This window comes from Citrobacter sp. VF227 (assembly GCF_052950715.1).
This window is the reverse complement of the sequence record NZ_JBRFVF010000013.1, coordinates 37476-53956: the sequence shown is the minus strand read 5'-3', so window position 1 is coordinate 53956 and position 16481 is coordinate 37476. Positions and strand designations below refer to the sequence as shown.

Below are 16481 nucleotides of genomic sequence, written 5' to 3'. Positions count from 1 at the left end.
TAGAAAACAACAAATAATAAGCATAATATCAACATTTCATTAACCATTAAGATGTAGGGATCGTATGTCTGCCGTACTTACTGCTGAGGAAGCGCTGAAGTTAGTGGGTGAAATGTTCGTCTATCATATGCCGTTTAACCGGGCACTGGGACTGGAGCTTGAACGCTATGAGAAAGAATTCGCTCAATTAGCCTTTAATAACCAACCGATGATGGTCGGCAACTGGGCGCAAAGCATTTTGCATGGCGGCGTGATCGCCTCGGCGCTGGACGTCGCCGCCGGTCTGGTGTGCGTTGGCAGTACGCTAACCCGCCATGAGACGATCAGTGAAGACGAATTACGTCAGCGGATGTCACGCATGGGAACCATCGATTTGCGCGTTGATTACCTGCGCCCGGGGAGAGGGAATCGCTTTACCGCCACCAGCAGCCTGCTGCGGGCGGGTAATAAAGTCGCCGTGGCGCGCGTGGAACTGCATAACGAAGAACAGCTTTATATTGCCAGCGCAACCGCCACTTATATGGTGGGGTAAGCAGCCAAAAAAAGGTAAACTGCTGTTACATTTCTGCAATGAGTTTTCCCGATGGATGCTAAACAAACGCGGCAGGGCGTGTTACTCGCTCTTGCTGCTTATTTTATTTGGGGTATCGCACCTGCCTACTTCAAGCTGATTTACTATGTCCCGGCGGATGAAATCCTGACGCACCGCGTCATCTGGTCATTTTTCTTCATGGTGGTGCTGATGAGCATCAGCCGCCAGTGGTCGGGTGTCAAAACATTACTCCAAACGCCAAAGAAGATATTCCTGCTGGCACTCTCTGCAGTGCTCATTGGCGGAAACTGGCTGCTGTTCATTTGGGCAGTCAATAATCACCATATGCTGGAAGCCAGCCTCGGCTATTTTATTAACCCGCTGGTGAATATTGTGCTGGGAATGCTTTTCCTCGGCGAGCGCTTCCGTCGCATGCAGTGGCTGGCGGTACTATTAGCCGCCTGTGGCGTACTGGTACAGCTGTGGACCTTCGGATCGCTGCCAATAATTGCGCTGGGACTGGCGTTCAGCTTTGCTTTTTATGGTCTGGTGCGCAAGAAGATTGCCGTCGAAGCACAAACCGGCATGCTGATCGAAACGCTGTGGCTTTTACCCATCGCGGCCATCTATCTGTTTGGCATTGCCGACAGCCCAACCAGCCATATGGGGCAAAACCCAATGTCGCTCAATCTGCTGCTGATTGCTGCGGGTGTCGTGACCACCATTCCGCTGCTGTGCTTTACCGGCGCCGCAACCCGCCTGCGTCTGTCGACGCTGGGTTTCTTCCAGTACATTGGCCCTACGCTGATGTTCCTGCTGGCGGTAACGTTCTACGGTGAAGTCCCGGGTGCGGACAAGATGGTCACCTTCGCGTTTATCTGGGTCGCACTGGCGATTTTCGTAATGGATGCGATTTATACGCAACGACGGGCGCGCCGGAGCTGAAGAAGTGCCGGATGGCGGCTGCGCCTTATCCGGCACAGTCCTTACAGCCAGTTTTTGCGCTTAAAGTACAGATACGGCGCCAGACCGGCGAGCATCATAAAGACAATTGCCCCCGGATACCCGAAGCTCCAGTGCAGTTCCGGCATGAACTCAAAGTTCATCCCATAACTTGAAGCTACCAGCGTCGGCGGCAGGAACACCACAGAGACCACCGAGAAGATCTTGATGATGCGGTTCTGCTCAATGTTGATAAAGCCCATCGCCGCCTGCATCAGGAAGTTAACCTTCTGGAACAGCGATTCGTTGTGCGGCAGCAGAGATTCGATATCGCGCAGGATCTCACGCGCCTGTTCCAGCTGGCTGCCCGGCAACCGCGCTTTACGTACCAGGAAGTTCAGTGCGCGTTGGGTATCCATCAGACACAAGCGTACCTTCCAGCCGATATCTTCAAGTTCCGCCAGCGTCGACAGCGCTTCGTCATATTCATCGCCCTGACGCCCTTCCATGATCACACGGCTGAGTTTTTCCAGGTCGCTGTAGATATTTTCGATCTCATCCGCCAGCTGTTCAATTTTTGTTTCGAACAAGTCGAGCAACAGCTCGTAGGCGTTGCCATCCACCATCGCCTGGTTACGCGCACGCATGCGGTACAGGCGAAAGGCCGGTAATTCGCGCTCGCGCAGGGTAAACAGTCGACCTTCGCGAATAGTAAATGCGACGGTTGAGTTACCCGCGTGATCGTCGGCGTCTTCATAAAAGAAGAAGGAGTGAATGTGCAAACCGTCTTCGTCTTCAAAAAAACGCGCGGATGCTTCGATGTCTTCCAGTTCAGGGCGCGTAGCCAGATTCTGGCCCAAGTCCTTTTGCACACGGTTTCGTTCTTCGTCATCCGGCTCGACTAAATCGACCCAAACCGAACTGGCCAGGTGCTCGATCTCGTCTGCCTCAAGGCGAGTTAAACGATTGTTTTCCAGTTGAAATGCGCTCAGCATGACCGGGACTCCCAATGCAAAAAATTATCGGACAGTTCGGAGGGCACACAGAAACAAATTGGGTTTCAGACCATTAAACAGCCTGACTCAGCGCGACGGGAAAAAAACAGAAGGTCGCTGACAACCGCGAAGGCTATCAGCAAAAAGGGATAGCCTTAGGAGTTGATCCTGGATGACAGGATAATGAGCCAGTATCTACTGGGTGTGTCCAAGGCGAATGTCCTCTTAGCGTAATCGTGCGCGCATGTTACGCCAGCAAAATTTTGACGTCAACACGCAACGAAACGCTAGCCTGGATAAATTACCTGCTCATCAGTAAGGCTAGCAGATCGTTACAAAATAATGATATTTTTCTGAAAGTTATACCGTTTCCAGTCGGGCATAGGCTGCCACCAGCCATTTGATCCCCTGCCCCTGGAACGCGACCTGCAAACGACTGTGCTCACCGCTGCCTTCCAGATTGACAATGGTGCCCTCGCCAAACTTGGCGTGGCGCACGCGCTGGCCAAGCTTATAGCCAGTGTCGTTTTCCGCCATTGGCGTGCCCATCCGCTGATGGCTCACCGGACGGCTGACCGTGGCGCGCAAACGTACCTCTTCAACGCACGCTTCCGGCAGTTCACCAATAAAGCGTGACGGACGATGGTAAACCTCTTTGCCATACAAACGACGCGTTTCAGCGTAGGTTAGCGTCAGCTTTTGCATCGCACGGGTCACGCCGACGTAGGCCAGTCGGCGTTCCTCTTCGAGACGTCCGCCTTCGTCCAGCGACATCTGGCTGGGGAACATGCCTTCTTCCATGCCGACGATAAACACCTGAGGGAACTCCAGACCTTTCGCCGAGTGCAGGGTCATCAGCTGTACCGCGTCCTGCCAGGTATCCGCCTGTCCTTCGCCCGCTTCCAGCGCGGCGTGAGACAGGAACGCCTGCAGCGGCATCAGGTCTTCGTCTTCTTCGTTGTAACTAAACTGACGCGTTGCCGTCACCAGTTCGTCTAAGTTTTCGATACGCGTCTGGCCCTTCTCGCCTTTTTCCTGCTCGTACATCATGCGCAGCCCGGAGTCTTTAATCACCCGGTCAGTCTGCACGTGCAGCGGCATATCGGCGGTCTCCTGCGCCAGAGCGTCAATCAGCTCCATAAAACGCTGTAAGGCGCTGGCGGCACGACCCGCAAGGGCTTTTTCCTGCAACAGTTCACGACAGGCCTGCCACAGCGTTAGCTGGCGGTCACGTGAGGTCTGGCGCACCACATCCAGCGTACGATCGCCAATCCCGCGCGTCGGTGTATTCACCACGCGCTCAAACGCCGCATCGTCATTGCGATTGGCGATCAGGCGCAGGTAGGAGAGTGCATCTTTGATTTCCTGGCGTTCAAAGAAGCGCATCCCGCCATAAATACGATACGGCATACTGGCTTGTAACAACGCCTCTTCCAGCACGCGCGACTGGGCGTTGCTGCGGTACAGAATAGCGCATTGTTCAAGCGCACCGCCGTTGTCCTGCCAGGTTTTGATGCGGTTAACGACAAAGCGCGCTTCATCGAGTTCGTTGAACGCGCAGTATAGCGAGATCGGTTCACCGTCGACGCCGTCGGTCCACAGCTTTTTACCCAGACGCCCATTGTTGTTTTCAATCAGGGCGTTAGCCGCGCTGAGGATATTGTTGGTCGAGCGGTAATTCTGCTCCAGGCGAATGGTTTCTGCGCCTGGGAAATCGGTGAGGAAGCGCTGGATATTTTCCACCTGCGCTCCGCGCCAGCCGTAGATCGACTGGTCGTCATCGCCCACGATCATCACTTTGCCGGTGTCGCCCGCCAGCAGGCGGATCCAGGCGTACTGAATGTTGTTGGTATCCTGGAACTCATCCACCAGGATATTGGTAAAGCGTTCGCGGTAGTGCTGCAGGATATGCGGTTTGTTGAGCCACAGTTCATGGGCACGCAGTAGCAGCTCGGCGAAATCCACCAGCCCGGCGCGATCACACGCTTCCTGGTAAGCCTGATACACTTTCTGCCAGGTTTGCTCAACCGGGTTGCCATAGCTCTGCAGATGGTGCGGGCGCAGCCCTTCGTCTTTCTGACTATTGATAAACCACATCGCCTGACGCGGCGGCCACTGCTTCTCATCCAGGTTCATCGCCTTGATCAGGCGCTTGAGCAGACGCAGTTGGTCTTCGCTGTCGAGGATCTGGAAATCCTGCGGCAGGTTGGCATCCATATGGTGCGCGCGCAGCAGACGGTGCGCCAGACCGTGGAACGTACCCACCCACATACCGCCCTGGCTGGTTCCCATGATCTGACCAATACGGTGGCGCATTTCCGCCGCCGCTTTGTTGGTAAAGGTGACCGCCATAATGGAGTACGGCGAGTTGTTCTCTACCGTCAGTAACCAGGCGATGCGGTGCACCAGCACGCGCGTTTTACCACTCCCCGCGCCTGCCAGAACCAACATGTTGCTGCGTGGCGCGGCCACAGCCTGGCGCTGTTCGTCATTGAGGCTATCGAGCAGGTAAGAAACGTCCATTGGCACCGCCGGAATCAACAGGGTCCAGCCGGACCCCTGGGAATTTATACAGAGTTGTTGGTGATTATATCAGCGAGGTCAGAGATGCCAACTGTGAAATTTCGATATGCGGCAGCAAACGGCTGTCAGCGATGTGCATCAGGTCGGCATTTTCCGGTTTGATCCAGCAAGCCTGCATACCGCAACGGATGGCTCCCGCGACGTCTGTCGTCAGGTCATCGCCCACGTGCAGAATGTCACCCACGGGCATGTTCAGTTTTTCCGCCGCCAGCGCGTACATGTCGCTGAACGGTTTTGATCGCCCGTCGGGACCGGCGCGCAGCACAAACTCAAAATAATCGCCCAGGCCAAACAATTCCGGCTGCGCGTTACCGTTGGTAATCGCCACCAGCGGCCATTTTCGGGCCAGCGCCTTCAGCGTGTCATGTGTCGCCTGCGGGACATCAATACGGCTACGCCATTTGGCGAAATTCATCATCGCCGCATTCGCTCCCATTCTGGCTTCGGCTTCTGACAACCCCGCCTCCAGCATAGCGCGTTCTACGGCGCGGTGGCGCCATTGAGTAACGTCGTGGTAGATTTCCGGCTCAGCGTCGCGAACGGCCTGACGTAAGCGCTGGAGGTCGCTATTTTGCAGCGAACTCAGCGCCGGATGATAATTCTGTACAAACGCGAGCGCTTCCTGCTCGGTGCGTGTGATAACGGGACGGTTATCGTAAAGGGTGTCATCAAGGTCAAAGGTGAGCGCAGAAATGCGCCCCAAAGGCCGGTAAAAACGCATTATTTCCCCCGTTTGGCGCGCGGATGCGCCGCATCGTACACTGAAGCCAGGTGTTGAAAATCAAGATGGGTATAGATTTGGGTCGTGGAGAGATTGGCATGGCCTAATAATTCCTGCACACCACGCAGATCGCCGCTCGACTCCAGCATATGCGTCGCAAATGAATGCCGTAGCTTGTGGGGATGTACATGGCTGTTCAGCCCCTGCTTGATACCCCATTCAGCAAAACGTTTCTGCACGTTCCGTGCAGAGATGCGTTTGCCCAGTTTTGACAGAAATAACGCATCGTCATCGCAGCCAAAGAGTCCGCGCAGATCCAGCCAGTGCTCAATCCACGCCACCGCATTGCGGCCAATCGGCAGGCGACGCTCTTTACTGCCCTTGCCCATCACCCATACTTCGCCGGTGTCGAGATCGAGATGTTTAATATCCAGCCCAACCAGTTCAGATAAACGCAGCCCGGCGCCGTACATCACTTCCAGCATCGCGCGGTCGCGCACGGCGAGGGGATCGTTGAGATCGATATCCAGCAGGCGATTAACGTCGTCGACATCGATATTTTTAGGCAGATGACGCGGTGCTTTGGGTGCGGAAACGCTTTTTGCCGGATTGGCTTTCAGCTCGCCCTGATTAACCAGCCAGTCGAAAAAACTACGTAGCGCGGAAAGTCGCAACGCCAGGCTCGCCGGTCCCAGCCCTTTACGACGACTGCGCACGGCAAAGCTTCGCACCATAGCAGCGTCACATTGTTGCCAGCTTTGCAAACCGGTTTCTCCGGCTAACGCGATGATGGCATCAAGCTGGCGCTGATAATTAAGCAATGTGATCGGGCTAAGCTGGCGCTCAACGCCCAGATAGCGCAAAAAGCGCGCCACATCCTGAGAAAGGGGTGAATCGGTCATATGCGTTCAATCCAGCGCTCCAGCAGTTCCGGCAACATCAACGAGATTTCCTGCAATAACTGCGTACCTTGTCCCTGCTGGTAATGATTAACGTCACGACTGCTGAACAGCATCACGCCAAGGGAGCCATCTTGCCCGAGCATCGACATCGCGACTGAGCCTATCGCTTTCGCCTCCGGCATCATCACCAGCAACTCGGGGCCATTGAGCGGCCCAAGATAATGCCGAGACTGGCCCAGACGCTGAATTCGCAGCGGTTCAAAAGCCTGACGGCTTAATGCCAGATGGGTGAATTTTGAGGGCGCGCCTAGTCGCCAGCGATCCGGGAACAGACGAACCGTCGCTCCTGCCAGCCCTAACTCACGCGCCCAGCGATGAAATCGCATCAGCATATCGTCAAGGCTGCTGGCCGCCACCAGACGTCCTTGCAGATTTAACAGACGATAGAACAGGCTTTCATTGGCGTTGGCCTGTTCCATCAACAGCGCCATGTTCTCTTCCAGCACGTTAATATGATTACGCGCCCGTGCCATATGCCATTCCACTAAAGAGACCGTGCCGCGCACCGGGTGCGGAACACGCATCGCCTCAACTGCCTGGGCATTACGGATAAAAAACTCAGGATTACGTTGCAGGTAATCGACGACCGCCCGATCGTCGAGCTCCATGAGCGTTTCCTGTAGTTCTTCCCCTGGTTGCTTCATAAGTGAATAAATCCGTCGTAGACATGTGCCGCCGGGCCTGTCATATACAGCGGATGACCCGGACCTTTCCAGGCGATATCAAGTCGACCGCCCGGTAATTCCACCCTCACCTCTTCTGCCAGCAGACCCTGCTGAATACCAACCGCAACAGCGGCGCACGCCCCGCTACCGCAGGCCTGCGTTTCACCCGCTCCACGCTCATAAACCCGCAGTCGGATATGCTCGCGCTTCACCACCTGCATAAAGCCAATATTGGCGCGTTCAGGGAAGCGCTCGTGGCTTTCCAGAACCGGTCCCAGTGTTTCTACTGTGGCCGTATCAACATCATCAACCTGAATCACGCAGTGCGGGTTCCCCATTGAAACCACGCCGCACAATACTGTCTGTTCGGCCGCGCGCATAATATAGGTCTTCTCTGCTTTATTGGCGCGAAACGGAACCTGCGAGGGTTCAAAATTGGGTTCTCCCATATTCACCTGCACCAGCTCGTCGTCGGTTACGGTTAATACCATACGACCATTGGCGGTACTGACGCGAATATCGCGCTTATTGGTCAGCCCTTTCAGGCGAACAAAGCGGGCAAAACAGCGGGCGCCATTGCCACATTGTGACACTTCACTGCCGTCGGCATTAAAAATACGGTAGTGGAAATCCAGCTCCGGATCATACGGAGGTTCAACCACCAGCAGTTGATCAAATCCAACGCCGAGATGCCTGTCGGACAGGCGGCGGATCAGCTCTGGTGAGAAAAAGACATTCTGCGTTACCGCGTCGACGACCATAAAATCGTTGCCAAGGCCATGCATTTTAGAGAATTGCATCATTCACTCCGTTCACGCGGGTACAGAAATGTAAATCTATTCCTGCCGTCAGTAATTCACCTGGGAAGGCCCGTCACTAATCCCACGATCGTTTTTCTCAGGCGTGGTGGATTGCGATTGCGGCTGAACGCTCTTGGTCGGAGGCGGCGCGGTTTTATCTGCTGGCGGGAAATACAGCGGGCCTTTGAGCCCACAGCCCGTCAGGCTGAACAGAGTAAAAATGACAGCGAGTGGCTTTAACACGTTTTTCATTATGGATTGCCTGTAAAGTTCATGCTTTCTGTTTTCTATCATCGCAGGAGAAGGCGTAAAAGCAAGAGTTAGCCTGTAATCTGCAACGCGTTTTGTTTCAGGTTATACTGCCGTCATCACGAAAAACAGGATAAGAAAATGAACGACAGTGAATTTCATCGCCTTGCTGACACCCTGTGGATGACCATTGAAGAGCGTCTGGACGACTGGGACGGCGACAGCGATATCGATTGTGAAATCAACGGCGGCGTGCTGACCCTCAGCTTCGAAAACGGCAGCAAAATTATTATTAACCGCCAGGAGCCGCTGCACCAGGTGTGGCTGGCAACCAAGCAGGGCGGCTACCACTTTGACCTGAAAGGCGACGAGTGGATCTGCGATCGTAGCGGCGAAACGTTCTGGGATCTGCTGGAACAGGCGGCAACACAGCAGGCAGGTGAAGAAGTGAGCTTCCGCTAAGTGTGATTGCCGGATGCGCTTCGCTTATCCGGCATCATGTTCAGGAAAAATACTGCTGCAACTGCGGCGCGTCGTTGTCCTGATTGACGGGCGGAACAGCGCTAATCGGCTGGGTACGGAACGGAATTACCTGCGCGCGCCCGTCGGTTTTCACAATCTGGTAGAACTGCGGCAGGTTAAAGTTGATAAAGCTTGAGCCATAGGTGAAGCGATCGTGCGACGATGAGTAGAAACGGCTGACGTCGCGTACCAGTTCCTCTTTGCTGCCTTCGCAGTGGTGATACACCTCGGCCCGGTTACTCTCGTCCAGAATGTAGATATTAAAGCCCTGCTCATCACCCGTTTCTTCGAAAAAGAACTGAATGATCCCTTCGCTGGCAAACCCGTCCACTACCGACGGAAGTTTCACATGGTTAGTCTCAACCTGAACGGAAAGTCCGTGCAGTTTGTTATGTGAAATCGCACCATAGAATTCAATCGCGTTTTCCAGCTTCTGTACCGAGACGTTCAGACGTTCGAAGAACAGCCCCCACGTCTGACCGGAAACACGCAGCGCTTTGAAGCGTCCAGTTTCCTGACGGGTACTGGAGAGGCGTAATTCGATGCACTCAGACACCAGTTGCTGTACGCGAGTACGAATTAACCCGCGCAGATGCTGGCTATAGCAGAAGACCTCGACGCTATCCGGCGGCGCGGCATCCTGATGCATTTTGCCCAGAATCGTTTTTAACGCTTCAATCATCGCCTGCTCGCCGTTGAAGTGCAGCGTACGCACCTCATTCCACGAGTTGCGATACAGCAGGTCTACGCTACCGACCAGGCAATTTTGCTCTTCGCCAAAACTGAAGACGTCCAGCTTACGGAAATCAAAATGCACCACCTGATTGCGAAATGCCGCCGTCGGGTCATATTCGAGGTTAACGATAATTGCCAGATGCCGAATTTCGCACGGACTATAAAGCGCTTTCGGCGTTGGCGCTGGTAAACGCAGCGGGAAGTGGTGCGACACATCGGCGACCATTTCCTGCAGCTTCGGCAAATCAACGATGCCGTTACCCTTAATAAATAGATGCGTACGCGAGGTCAGCAGGCCATTAAACCAGGCCCACGCCACCAGCTTGTTGAGATAGCGGTTATATTCCAGTGGCTGATGGCTGATGATCGAGTCCATGTTCGGCGCTCGGTTGTAAAGATACCACCCCGAACGGTTGGCACGACCCGGAGGCACATGGATAAAGGTCAGATTCGGTTCCGAGAGGTCTGGAGATATCTGCGGGTTCACCAGCGTGACTTTACCCGGCAACGCTTCAAACGCGGCATACAGCTTACGGGTCAGCACGCCGATATCTTGCGGGCTGGCGCTGACGCTGAGGTTATTACGCCGTGCAAAGCGGATCAGGTTACGATAGCTCTGCATCATCGCATCGAGCAGTTCGTTATGCGCTTCACGCACCTGGTCAATCTTCCAGTTAGCGCGGTTATCCAGCATGGTCAGACGGGCATCATCCCAGCCCCACTCTGTCACTAATTGACTTAATACTTCACGGCGCCAGCCCACGCAGGCGCGCTCACGGCTCAGTTTCTCACACACTTTTAAGTAGAAACATCGACGCACTAAATCCAGACGTGTCGGGTCTTCGATCGCCGTAAGGTATTCGGTTACACGCTCCAGCATCATGCAGTAAGGGTCGAGACCAAATGAGACGATCTCACCATCGTGCAAGCGCTGTTTAATATCTTTCGCCAACAGGCGTGGATTGGGGTATTCCCAGGAATACGCCTCCAGCAGCAGCGTTTTCAGCACTGCTTTGTACGGAGAGTCGATACTCTTGTACAACTGCCAAAGGCTGGCGCCGAAATACTCTTCGGCAGAGAGCGAACTGAGCCCGCCGAGATCCAGCCATTCGTTTGGCGTTAGCACCCCTTGTGCGTAGAGCGTCATGACGTAATCGTCGTAATGCTCTTCTTCGTCGCCCGGTACCATATTCCACAGAATACGTTTACCCGCGAGGCGCACAGCGGTGCGATAGAATTCATCCAGCAACAGGATATGCTGCGTCGAGCCACAGTCTTCCCCACCCAGACTGCCGCTTTCATTGTGACGGAAACGGTTTTCGTCAATCAGGAAGAAACTGACTTCCACGCCCAGCGAGGCCGCCCAGCTTTCCAGCAGGCTACATTTACGCTGCAGCAGTTGGCGCTCTTCGCTATCCAGCCAGGATTGATGGCAGACCCAGATATCAAGGTCAGACGAACAGCTTTGCCCTACCGAAGAGGTACTGCCCATCGAGTAAACGCCGGTGATCGGCAGTTCGCCCTTCGGCGGGTCCTGCGGCGACATGCCGCGGTACAGTTCCAACTCGTTCAGGTAGTGGCGTTGGGTTTCATCAGGCGTGTAAAGGCATATGCCTTTGGGAACGTTACCATCAAGGTAACCCGGCATCAGCGGATGGTGGTAGTGCAATAATGTCGGCAGCAGACTGTATACCTGCTGGAAAGCAGGTCCCATGGCAGCAAGCGCGCGATCCACACGCAGTTGATTTATGGCATCCAGTCTCTGTTTCAGAGTCTCAATATAGAGGTACAAGACGTATCGCCTGATGTTGCATCCGTCATGGCGTCGATAGCGGCGGCGCAAACGCTTACCACCCTCGTCATCAATCCGGATAAACCGTATGTCAAAAATAACCGTTACCTTTTTCACCTGCACTTTTATTAGTTACAGATGAAAAAATGGTCTAAAACGTGATCAATTTAACACCTTGCTCATTGACCGTAAAGAAAGATGCGCTACATACAAGTGTAGCACCGTTCGTTACGTGTAAATTCCTTCATACGGTCGGGAGGTTTTTCTCGTCATTCTTCACTGACAGTGATGATGCAGCGCCTTTTCCTCTCACTTACGTTTGAGCGTAACGCTGACATCCCTTTGATAAGGATGTTAGGATGGTCAATGATTGATAATGACGGTAACAAGCATGTTAGACAATGTTTTGAGAATTGCCACACGCCAAAGCCCCCTTGCGCTCTGGCAGGCACATTATGTCAAAGACGCCTTAATGGCAAACCACCCCGGTCTGATCGTGGAACTGGTTCCTATGGTAACCCGTGGCGATGTGATCCTTGATACTCCGCTGGCGAAGGTCGGGGGGAAAGGGCTGTTTGTTAAAGAGCTGGAAGTCGCGCTGCTGGAAAAACGCGCCGATATCGCCGTGCACTCCATGAAGGATGTGCCGGTTGAATTCCCTGACGGTCTTGGACTGGTCACCATTTGCGAGCGAGAAGATCCGCGTGATGCTTTCGTCTCCAATAAGTACAACACGCTGGATGAACTCCCGGCTGGCAGCATCGTCGGGACATCCAGTTTGCGCCGTCAGTGCCAGTTGGCCAAACGCCGTCCGGACCTCATCATCCGTTCGTTGCGCGGTAATGTAGGCACACGTCTCGGCAAACTGGATAACGGTGATTATGACGCGATTATTCTGGCGGTCGCCGGATTAAAACGTTTAGGTCTTGAGTCGCGCGTCCGTACCGCTCTGCCGCCGGAAGTCTCTCTGCCAGCTGTCGGGCAAGGCGCAGTTGGCATAGAATGTCGACTGGATGATATGCGCACTCAGGCGCTGTTAGCGCCGCTCAATCATGAAGAGACAGCGCTACGCGTCAAAGCCGAACGCGCCATGAACACCCGCCTGGAAGGAGGATGTCAGGTACCTATCGGCAGTTATGCCGAGGTCATTAACGGTGAGATTTGGCTGCGGGCGCTGGTTGGCGCACCTGATGGTTCGCAGATGGTATGTGGAGAACGTCGCGGTGCCGCGCAGGATGCTGAACAGATGGGCATCTCTCTGGCTGAAGAGCTACTGGAGAACGGTGCGCGTGCCATTTTGGCTGAAGTTTACAACGGAGAAGCCCCCGCATGAGTATTCTGGTCACCCGCCCGTCTCCCGCTGGGGAAGAGTTAGTGAGCCGTCTGCGCACACTGGGGCAGGTGGCCTGGAGTTTTCCGCTCATCGAGTTTTCACCGGGTCGGGAACTGGCGATGCTTGCTTCCCGACTGTCAGCGCTGACGGAAAACGATCTGGTCTTCGCACTCTCACAGCACGCCGTCACCTTTGCTGATGCCGAGCTTCAGCAGCAAGGGAAAAGTTGGCCCTCCCTTCCGCATTATTTTGCTATTGGCCGCACAACGGCGCTGGCACTGCATACCGTTAGCAGCTGCAATATTCACTACCCTCTGGATCGGGAAATTAGCGAAGTCTTGCTACAATTACCTGAATTACAAAATATTGCGGGAAAACGCGCGCTTATTTTACGCGGCAACGGTGGTCGCGAGCTGATAGGTGAAACCCTGACGGCACGTGGAGCTGATGTCGATTTTTGTGAATGTTATCAACGCAGTGCAAAACACTACGATGGCGCGGAAGAAGCGATGCGCTGGCAATCTCGTGGCGTGACCACGCTGGTTGTCACCAGCGGAGAGATGCTACAACAGCTCTGGTCGCTCATTCCTCAATGGTATCGTGAGCACTGGTTACTACGCTGTCGGCTGCTGGTCGTCAGTGAGCGTCTGGCGCACCTCGCCCGGGAACTGGGCTGGCAAGATATTAAGGTCGCTGATAACGCCGACAACGATGCGCTGTTACGCGCATTACAATAACTCTCATAATGGGATGCCATAATGACGGAACAAGAAAAATCCTCCGCCGTGGTTGAAGAGACCAGGGAGGCCGTGGAAACCACGTCACAGCCAGTCAATACTGAAAAAAAGAGTAAGAACAGCACGGCGCTGATTCTGAGCGCCGTGGCGATTGCAATCGCGCTGGCAGCAGGCGTTGGGCTGTACGGCTGGGGGAAACAACAGGCAACAACACAGACAGCAACCAGCGACGCGCTGGCAAACCAACTGACGGCGCTGCAAAAAGCGCAGGAAAGCCAAAAAGCTGAGCTGGAAGGCATTATTAAACAGCAGGCCACGCAGCTGGATGAAGCCTCTCGCCAGCAGGCCGCTCTGGTCAAACAGCTTGACGAAGTCCAGCAAAAAGTCGCCACTATCTCCAGCAGCGATGCCGGAACATGGTTACTGGCGCAGGCTGATTTCCTGGTGAAACTGGCCGGTCGCAAATTATGGAGCGATCAGGACGTGACCACCGCCGCGGCGCTGCTGAAAAGCGCTGATGCCAGCCTGGCGGATATGAACGACCCGAGCCTGATTACCGCCCGCCGCGCGATTACCGATGATATCGCTAGTCTCTCCGCGGTGACTCAGGTCGACTATGACGGCATTATCCTCAAAGTAAATCAGCTCGCAAACCAGATTGATAACCTGCGTCTGGCCGACAATGACACCGATGATTCGCCGATGGACTCCGACAGCAACGAGCTTTCCAGCTCGATCAGCGAATGGCGTATCAATCTGCAAAAAAGCTGGCAGAACTTTATGGATAGCTTTATCACCGTTCGCCGTCGTGATGAAACCGCCGTCCCGCTGCTGGCACCGAACCAGGACGTTTATTTACGTGAAAACATCCGTTCACGCCTGTTAGTGGCCGCCCAGGCTGTGCCGCGTCATCAGGAAGAAACCTGGCGTCAGGCGCTGGAAAACGTCTCTACCTGGGTGCGCGCCTACTACGACACCGATGATGCAACGACCAAAGCTTTCCTTGAAGAGGTAGACCAGCTGAGCCAACAAAGCATCAGTATGGATGTCCCGGAAACACTGCAGAGCCAGGCTCTTCTCGACAAGCTAATGCAGACCCGCGTACGTAATTTACTGGCGCAACCTGCCACAGCGCCAGTTGCACCTGCACCTGCGCCTGCAACAGACGCTCCGGCGACTGCGCCGCAAGGAGAATAATGATGCTAAAAGTATTATTGCTCTTTGTGCTGCTGATTGCCGGGATCGTTGTTGGTCCGATGATTGCCGGTCATCAGGGCTACGTATTGATCCAGACGGATAATTACAATATCGAAACCAGCGTGACGGGACTGGCGATCATCCTGATCGTCGCCATGGTCGTCCTGTTTGCAATTGAATGGCTGCTGCGCCGAATTTTCCGCACAGGTGCGCATACCCGCGGATGGTTTGTCGGTCGTAAACGTCGTCGCGCCCGTAAGCAGACCGAACAGGCGCTGCTCAAGCTGGCGGAAGGTGACTATCAGCAGGTTGAGAAGCTGATGTCGAAAAATGCCGATCATGCAGAACAGCCGGTAGTGAATTACCTGCTGGCGGCAGAAGCGGCTCAGCAGCGCGGTGACGAAGCGCGTGCCAACCAACACCTTGAGCGTGCCGCCGAACTGGCAGGCAATGATACGATCCCGGTTGAAATCGCTCGCGTTCGCCTGCAGCTGGCGCGTAATGAAAATCATGCCGCGCGCCACAGCGTGGACAAACTGCTGGAAGTGACACCTCGTCATCCGGAAGTGCTGCGTCTGGCTGAACAGGCCTACATTCGTACCGGCGCATGGAGTTCGTTACTGGATATCATTCCATCCATGGCAAAAGCGCACGTGGGCGATGACGAACATCGCACTATGCTGGAACAGCAGGCATGGGTTGGCCTGATGGATCAGGTTCGCGCCGATCAGGGCAGCGAGGGGCTACGCGCATGGTGGAAAAATCAGAACCGTAAAACCCGTCATCAGGTTGCCCTGCAGGTAGCGATGGCTGAACATCTGATTGAGTGTGACGATCACGACACGGCGCAGCAGGTCATTATTGATGGCCTGAAACGTCAGTACGACGATCGCCTGGTGCTGCCGATCCCGCGTCTGAAAACCAATAACCCGGAACAGATAGAGAAAGTGTTGCGCCAGCAGATTAAAGCCGTGGGCGATCGCTCGTTGCTATGGAGCACGCTGGGGCAGTCGCTCATGAAGCATGGCGAATGGCAGGAAGCCACGCTAGCCTTCCGTGCAGCCCTCAAACAGCGCCCGGATGCCTATGACTACGCCTGGCTTGCTGACGCGCTGGACAGACTGCATCAACCGGAAGAAGCCGCCACCATGCGCCGTGATGGCCTGATGCTGACGCTGCAGAACAACAATCCCCCGCAGTAATTCCCCATTGCCCGGTGACGCTTCGCCTACCGGGCATTTTCAATGATGCATAAATAAAAAAACGCCCGCTCTTTTGGAGCAGGCGTTAAACAGGTCTGTATGACAACATAAATGGGTGCTTCACTCAACGTTATGTCCATGGTGTTTGATGAGGCTACGCGACATCTGTCTGTGGACGATAAGCACCGTAAACGGCTCTGCATCATTCCTGAGTTTATGAGGCCAGATGGCGAACATAAGAGATGGAATGAGCATCTACCCGTATATTATTGCACAACGCGTGCCACGATTGCACTGCAAAAACCAGGTATTCGGACTTTTTAAGACAGCAGGTAATTCTTGGGAATAACGACTGAGAAAGGAAAATCAGAAAACAAAAAACCCCGCCGAAGCGGGGTTCAAAATTGGTCGGCGAGAGAGGATTCGAACCTCCGACCCACTGGTCCCAAACCAGTTGCGCTACCAAGCTGCGCTACTCGCCGTTTTACTGCTTTTTGAATTTTTAGTTCAATTC

At 54.4% G+C, this 16481-nt stretch carries 16 protein-coding genes and 1 tRNA gene; 7 read left to right on the top strand and 10 right to left on the bottom strand.

From position 1 onward, the window contains the following. Positions 1–64: 64 nt before the first annotated feature. Positions 65–532, top strand: coding sequence for an acyl-CoA thioesterase YigI (yigI, locus tag ACU8YC_RS23095; protein ID WP_003017917.1), 468 nt, complete (start codon positions 65–67; stop codon positions 530–532). Positions 533–583: 51 nt separating this feature from the next. Then, entirely contained in the window at positions 584–1477 is an 894-nt protein-coding gene (gene rarD, locus ACU8YC_RS23090; protein ID WP_151217242.1) for an EamA family transporter RarD, read from the top strand. Positions 1478–1518: 41 nt separating this feature from the next. Here rarD and corA read toward each other — a convergent pair whose 3' ends face one another. The 8 genes from corA to lptM form a co-directional block, all read right to left on the bottom strand. Then, positions 1519–2469 (bottom strand): magnesium/cobalt transporter CorA, encoded by a 951-nt coding sequence (gene corA, locus ACU8YC_RS23085; RefSeq protein WP_003017920.1) that lies wholly within the window; start codon positions 2467–2469, stop codon positions 1519–1521. A gap of 155 nt (positions 2470–2624) precedes the next feature. Next, positions 2625–2681, bottom strand: a complete 57-nt coding sequence (gene ysgD / locus ACU8YC_RS23080; protein WP_212723238.1) for a YsgD/CorL family protein — start codon at positions 2679–2681, stop codon at positions 2625–2627. Positions 2682–2829: 148 nt separating this feature from the next. After that, positions 2830–4992: a DNA helicase II gene (gene uvrD / locus ACU8YC_RS23075; protein ID WP_003017922.1), complete on the bottom strand. Its 2163-nt coding sequence runs from the start codon at positions 4990–4992 to the stop codon at positions 2830–2832. A gap of 64 nt (positions 4993–5056) precedes the next feature. Continuing rightward, positions 5057–5773, bottom strand: coding sequence for a 5-amino-6-(5-phospho-D-ribitylamino)uracil phosphatase YigB (gene yigB / locus ACU8YC_RS23070; protein ID WP_151217244.1), 717 nt, complete (start codon positions 5771–5773; stop codon positions 5057–5059). Next, on the bottom strand, positions 5773–6675 hold the full coding sequence (gene xerC / locus ACU8YC_RS23065; protein ID WP_114681699.1) for a tyrosine recombinase XerC: 903 nt from the start codon (positions 6673–6675) through the stop codon (positions 5773–5775). The genes yigB and xerC overlap by 1 nt, the downstream gene beginning before the upstream one ends. Beyond that, on the bottom strand, positions 6672–7379 hold the full coding sequence (locus ACU8YC_RS23060; RefSeq protein WP_151217245.1) for a DUF484 domain-containing protein: 708 nt from the start codon (positions 7377–7379) through the stop codon (positions 6672–6674). Before ACU8YC_RS23060 ends, xerC begins: the two co-directional genes overlap by 4 nt. Further along, positions 7376–8200, bottom strand: coding sequence for a diaminopimelate epimerase (gene dapF / locus ACU8YC_RS23055; RefSeq protein ID WP_151217298.1), 825 nt, complete (start codon positions 8198–8200; stop codon positions 7376–7378). The genes ACU8YC_RS23060 and dapF overlap by 4 nt, the downstream gene beginning before the upstream one ends. Positions 8201–8248: 48 nt before the next feature. Further along, on the bottom strand, positions 8249–8452 hold the full coding sequence (gene lptM, locus ACU8YC_RS23050) for an LPS translocon maturation chaperone LptM (RefSeq protein ID WP_003017937.1): 204 nt from the start codon (positions 8450–8452) through the stop codon (positions 8249–8251). A gap of 138 nt (positions 8453–8590) precedes the next feature. Here lptM and cyaY point away from each other — a divergent pair, with 138 nt between their 5' ends. Then, on the top strand, positions 8591–8911 hold the full coding sequence (gene cyaY / locus ACU8YC_RS23045; RefSeq protein WP_151217248.1) for an iron donor protein CyaY: 321 nt from the start codon (positions 8591–8593) through the stop codon (positions 8909–8911). Positions 8912–8951: 40 nt separating this feature from the next. Here cyaY and cyaA read toward each other — a convergent pair whose 3' ends face one another. Beyond that, the gene (gene cyaA / locus ACU8YC_RS23040) at positions 8952–11498 is read right to left on the bottom strand and encodes a class I adenylate cyclase (RefSeq protein ID WP_040230071.1); all 2547 of its coding nucleotides are present in this window, start codon (positions 11496–11498) and stop codon (positions 8952–8954) included. A 391-nt stretch (positions 11499–11889) separates the two neighbouring features. Here cyaA and hemC point away from each other — a divergent pair, with 391 nt between their 5' ends. Genes hemC through hemY form a run of 4 tightly spaced genes read left to right on the top strand, consistent with a single transcriptional unit; the run spans position 11890 to position 15967 of the window. After that, positions 11890–12831, top strand: a complete 942-nt coding sequence (gene hemC / locus ACU8YC_RS23035; protein ID WP_151217250.1) for a hydroxymethylbilane synthase — start codon at positions 11890–11892, stop codon at positions 12829–12831. After that, entirely contained in the window at positions 12828–13568 is a 741-nt protein-coding gene (hemD, locus tag ACU8YC_RS23030; RefSeq protein WP_151217251.1) for a uroporphyrinogen-III synthase, read from the top strand. The genes hemC and hemD overlap by 4 nt, the downstream gene beginning before the upstream one ends. 21 nt (positions 13569–13589) lie before the next feature. Continuing rightward, complete coding sequence (hemX, locus tag ACU8YC_RS23025; protein WP_151217253.1) at positions 13590–14765, top strand: uroporphyrinogen-III C-methyltransferase; 1176 nt, start codon at positions 13590–13592, stop codon at positions 14763–14765. A gap of 2 nt (positions 14766–14767) precedes the next feature. Next, a complete protein-coding gene (hemY, locus tag ACU8YC_RS23020; RefSeq protein WP_446895781.1) occupies positions 14768–15967 on the top strand; it encodes a protoheme IX biogenesis protein HemY in 1200 nt (399 codons plus the stop codon). A 405-nt stretch (positions 15968–16372) separates the two neighbouring features. Here the strand turns inward: hemY and ACU8YC_RS23015 are convergent. Beyond that, positions 16373–16449: transfer RNA gene (locus tag ACU8YC_RS23015), tRNA-Pro, on the bottom strand. Positions 16450–16481: the final 32 nt, after the last annotated feature.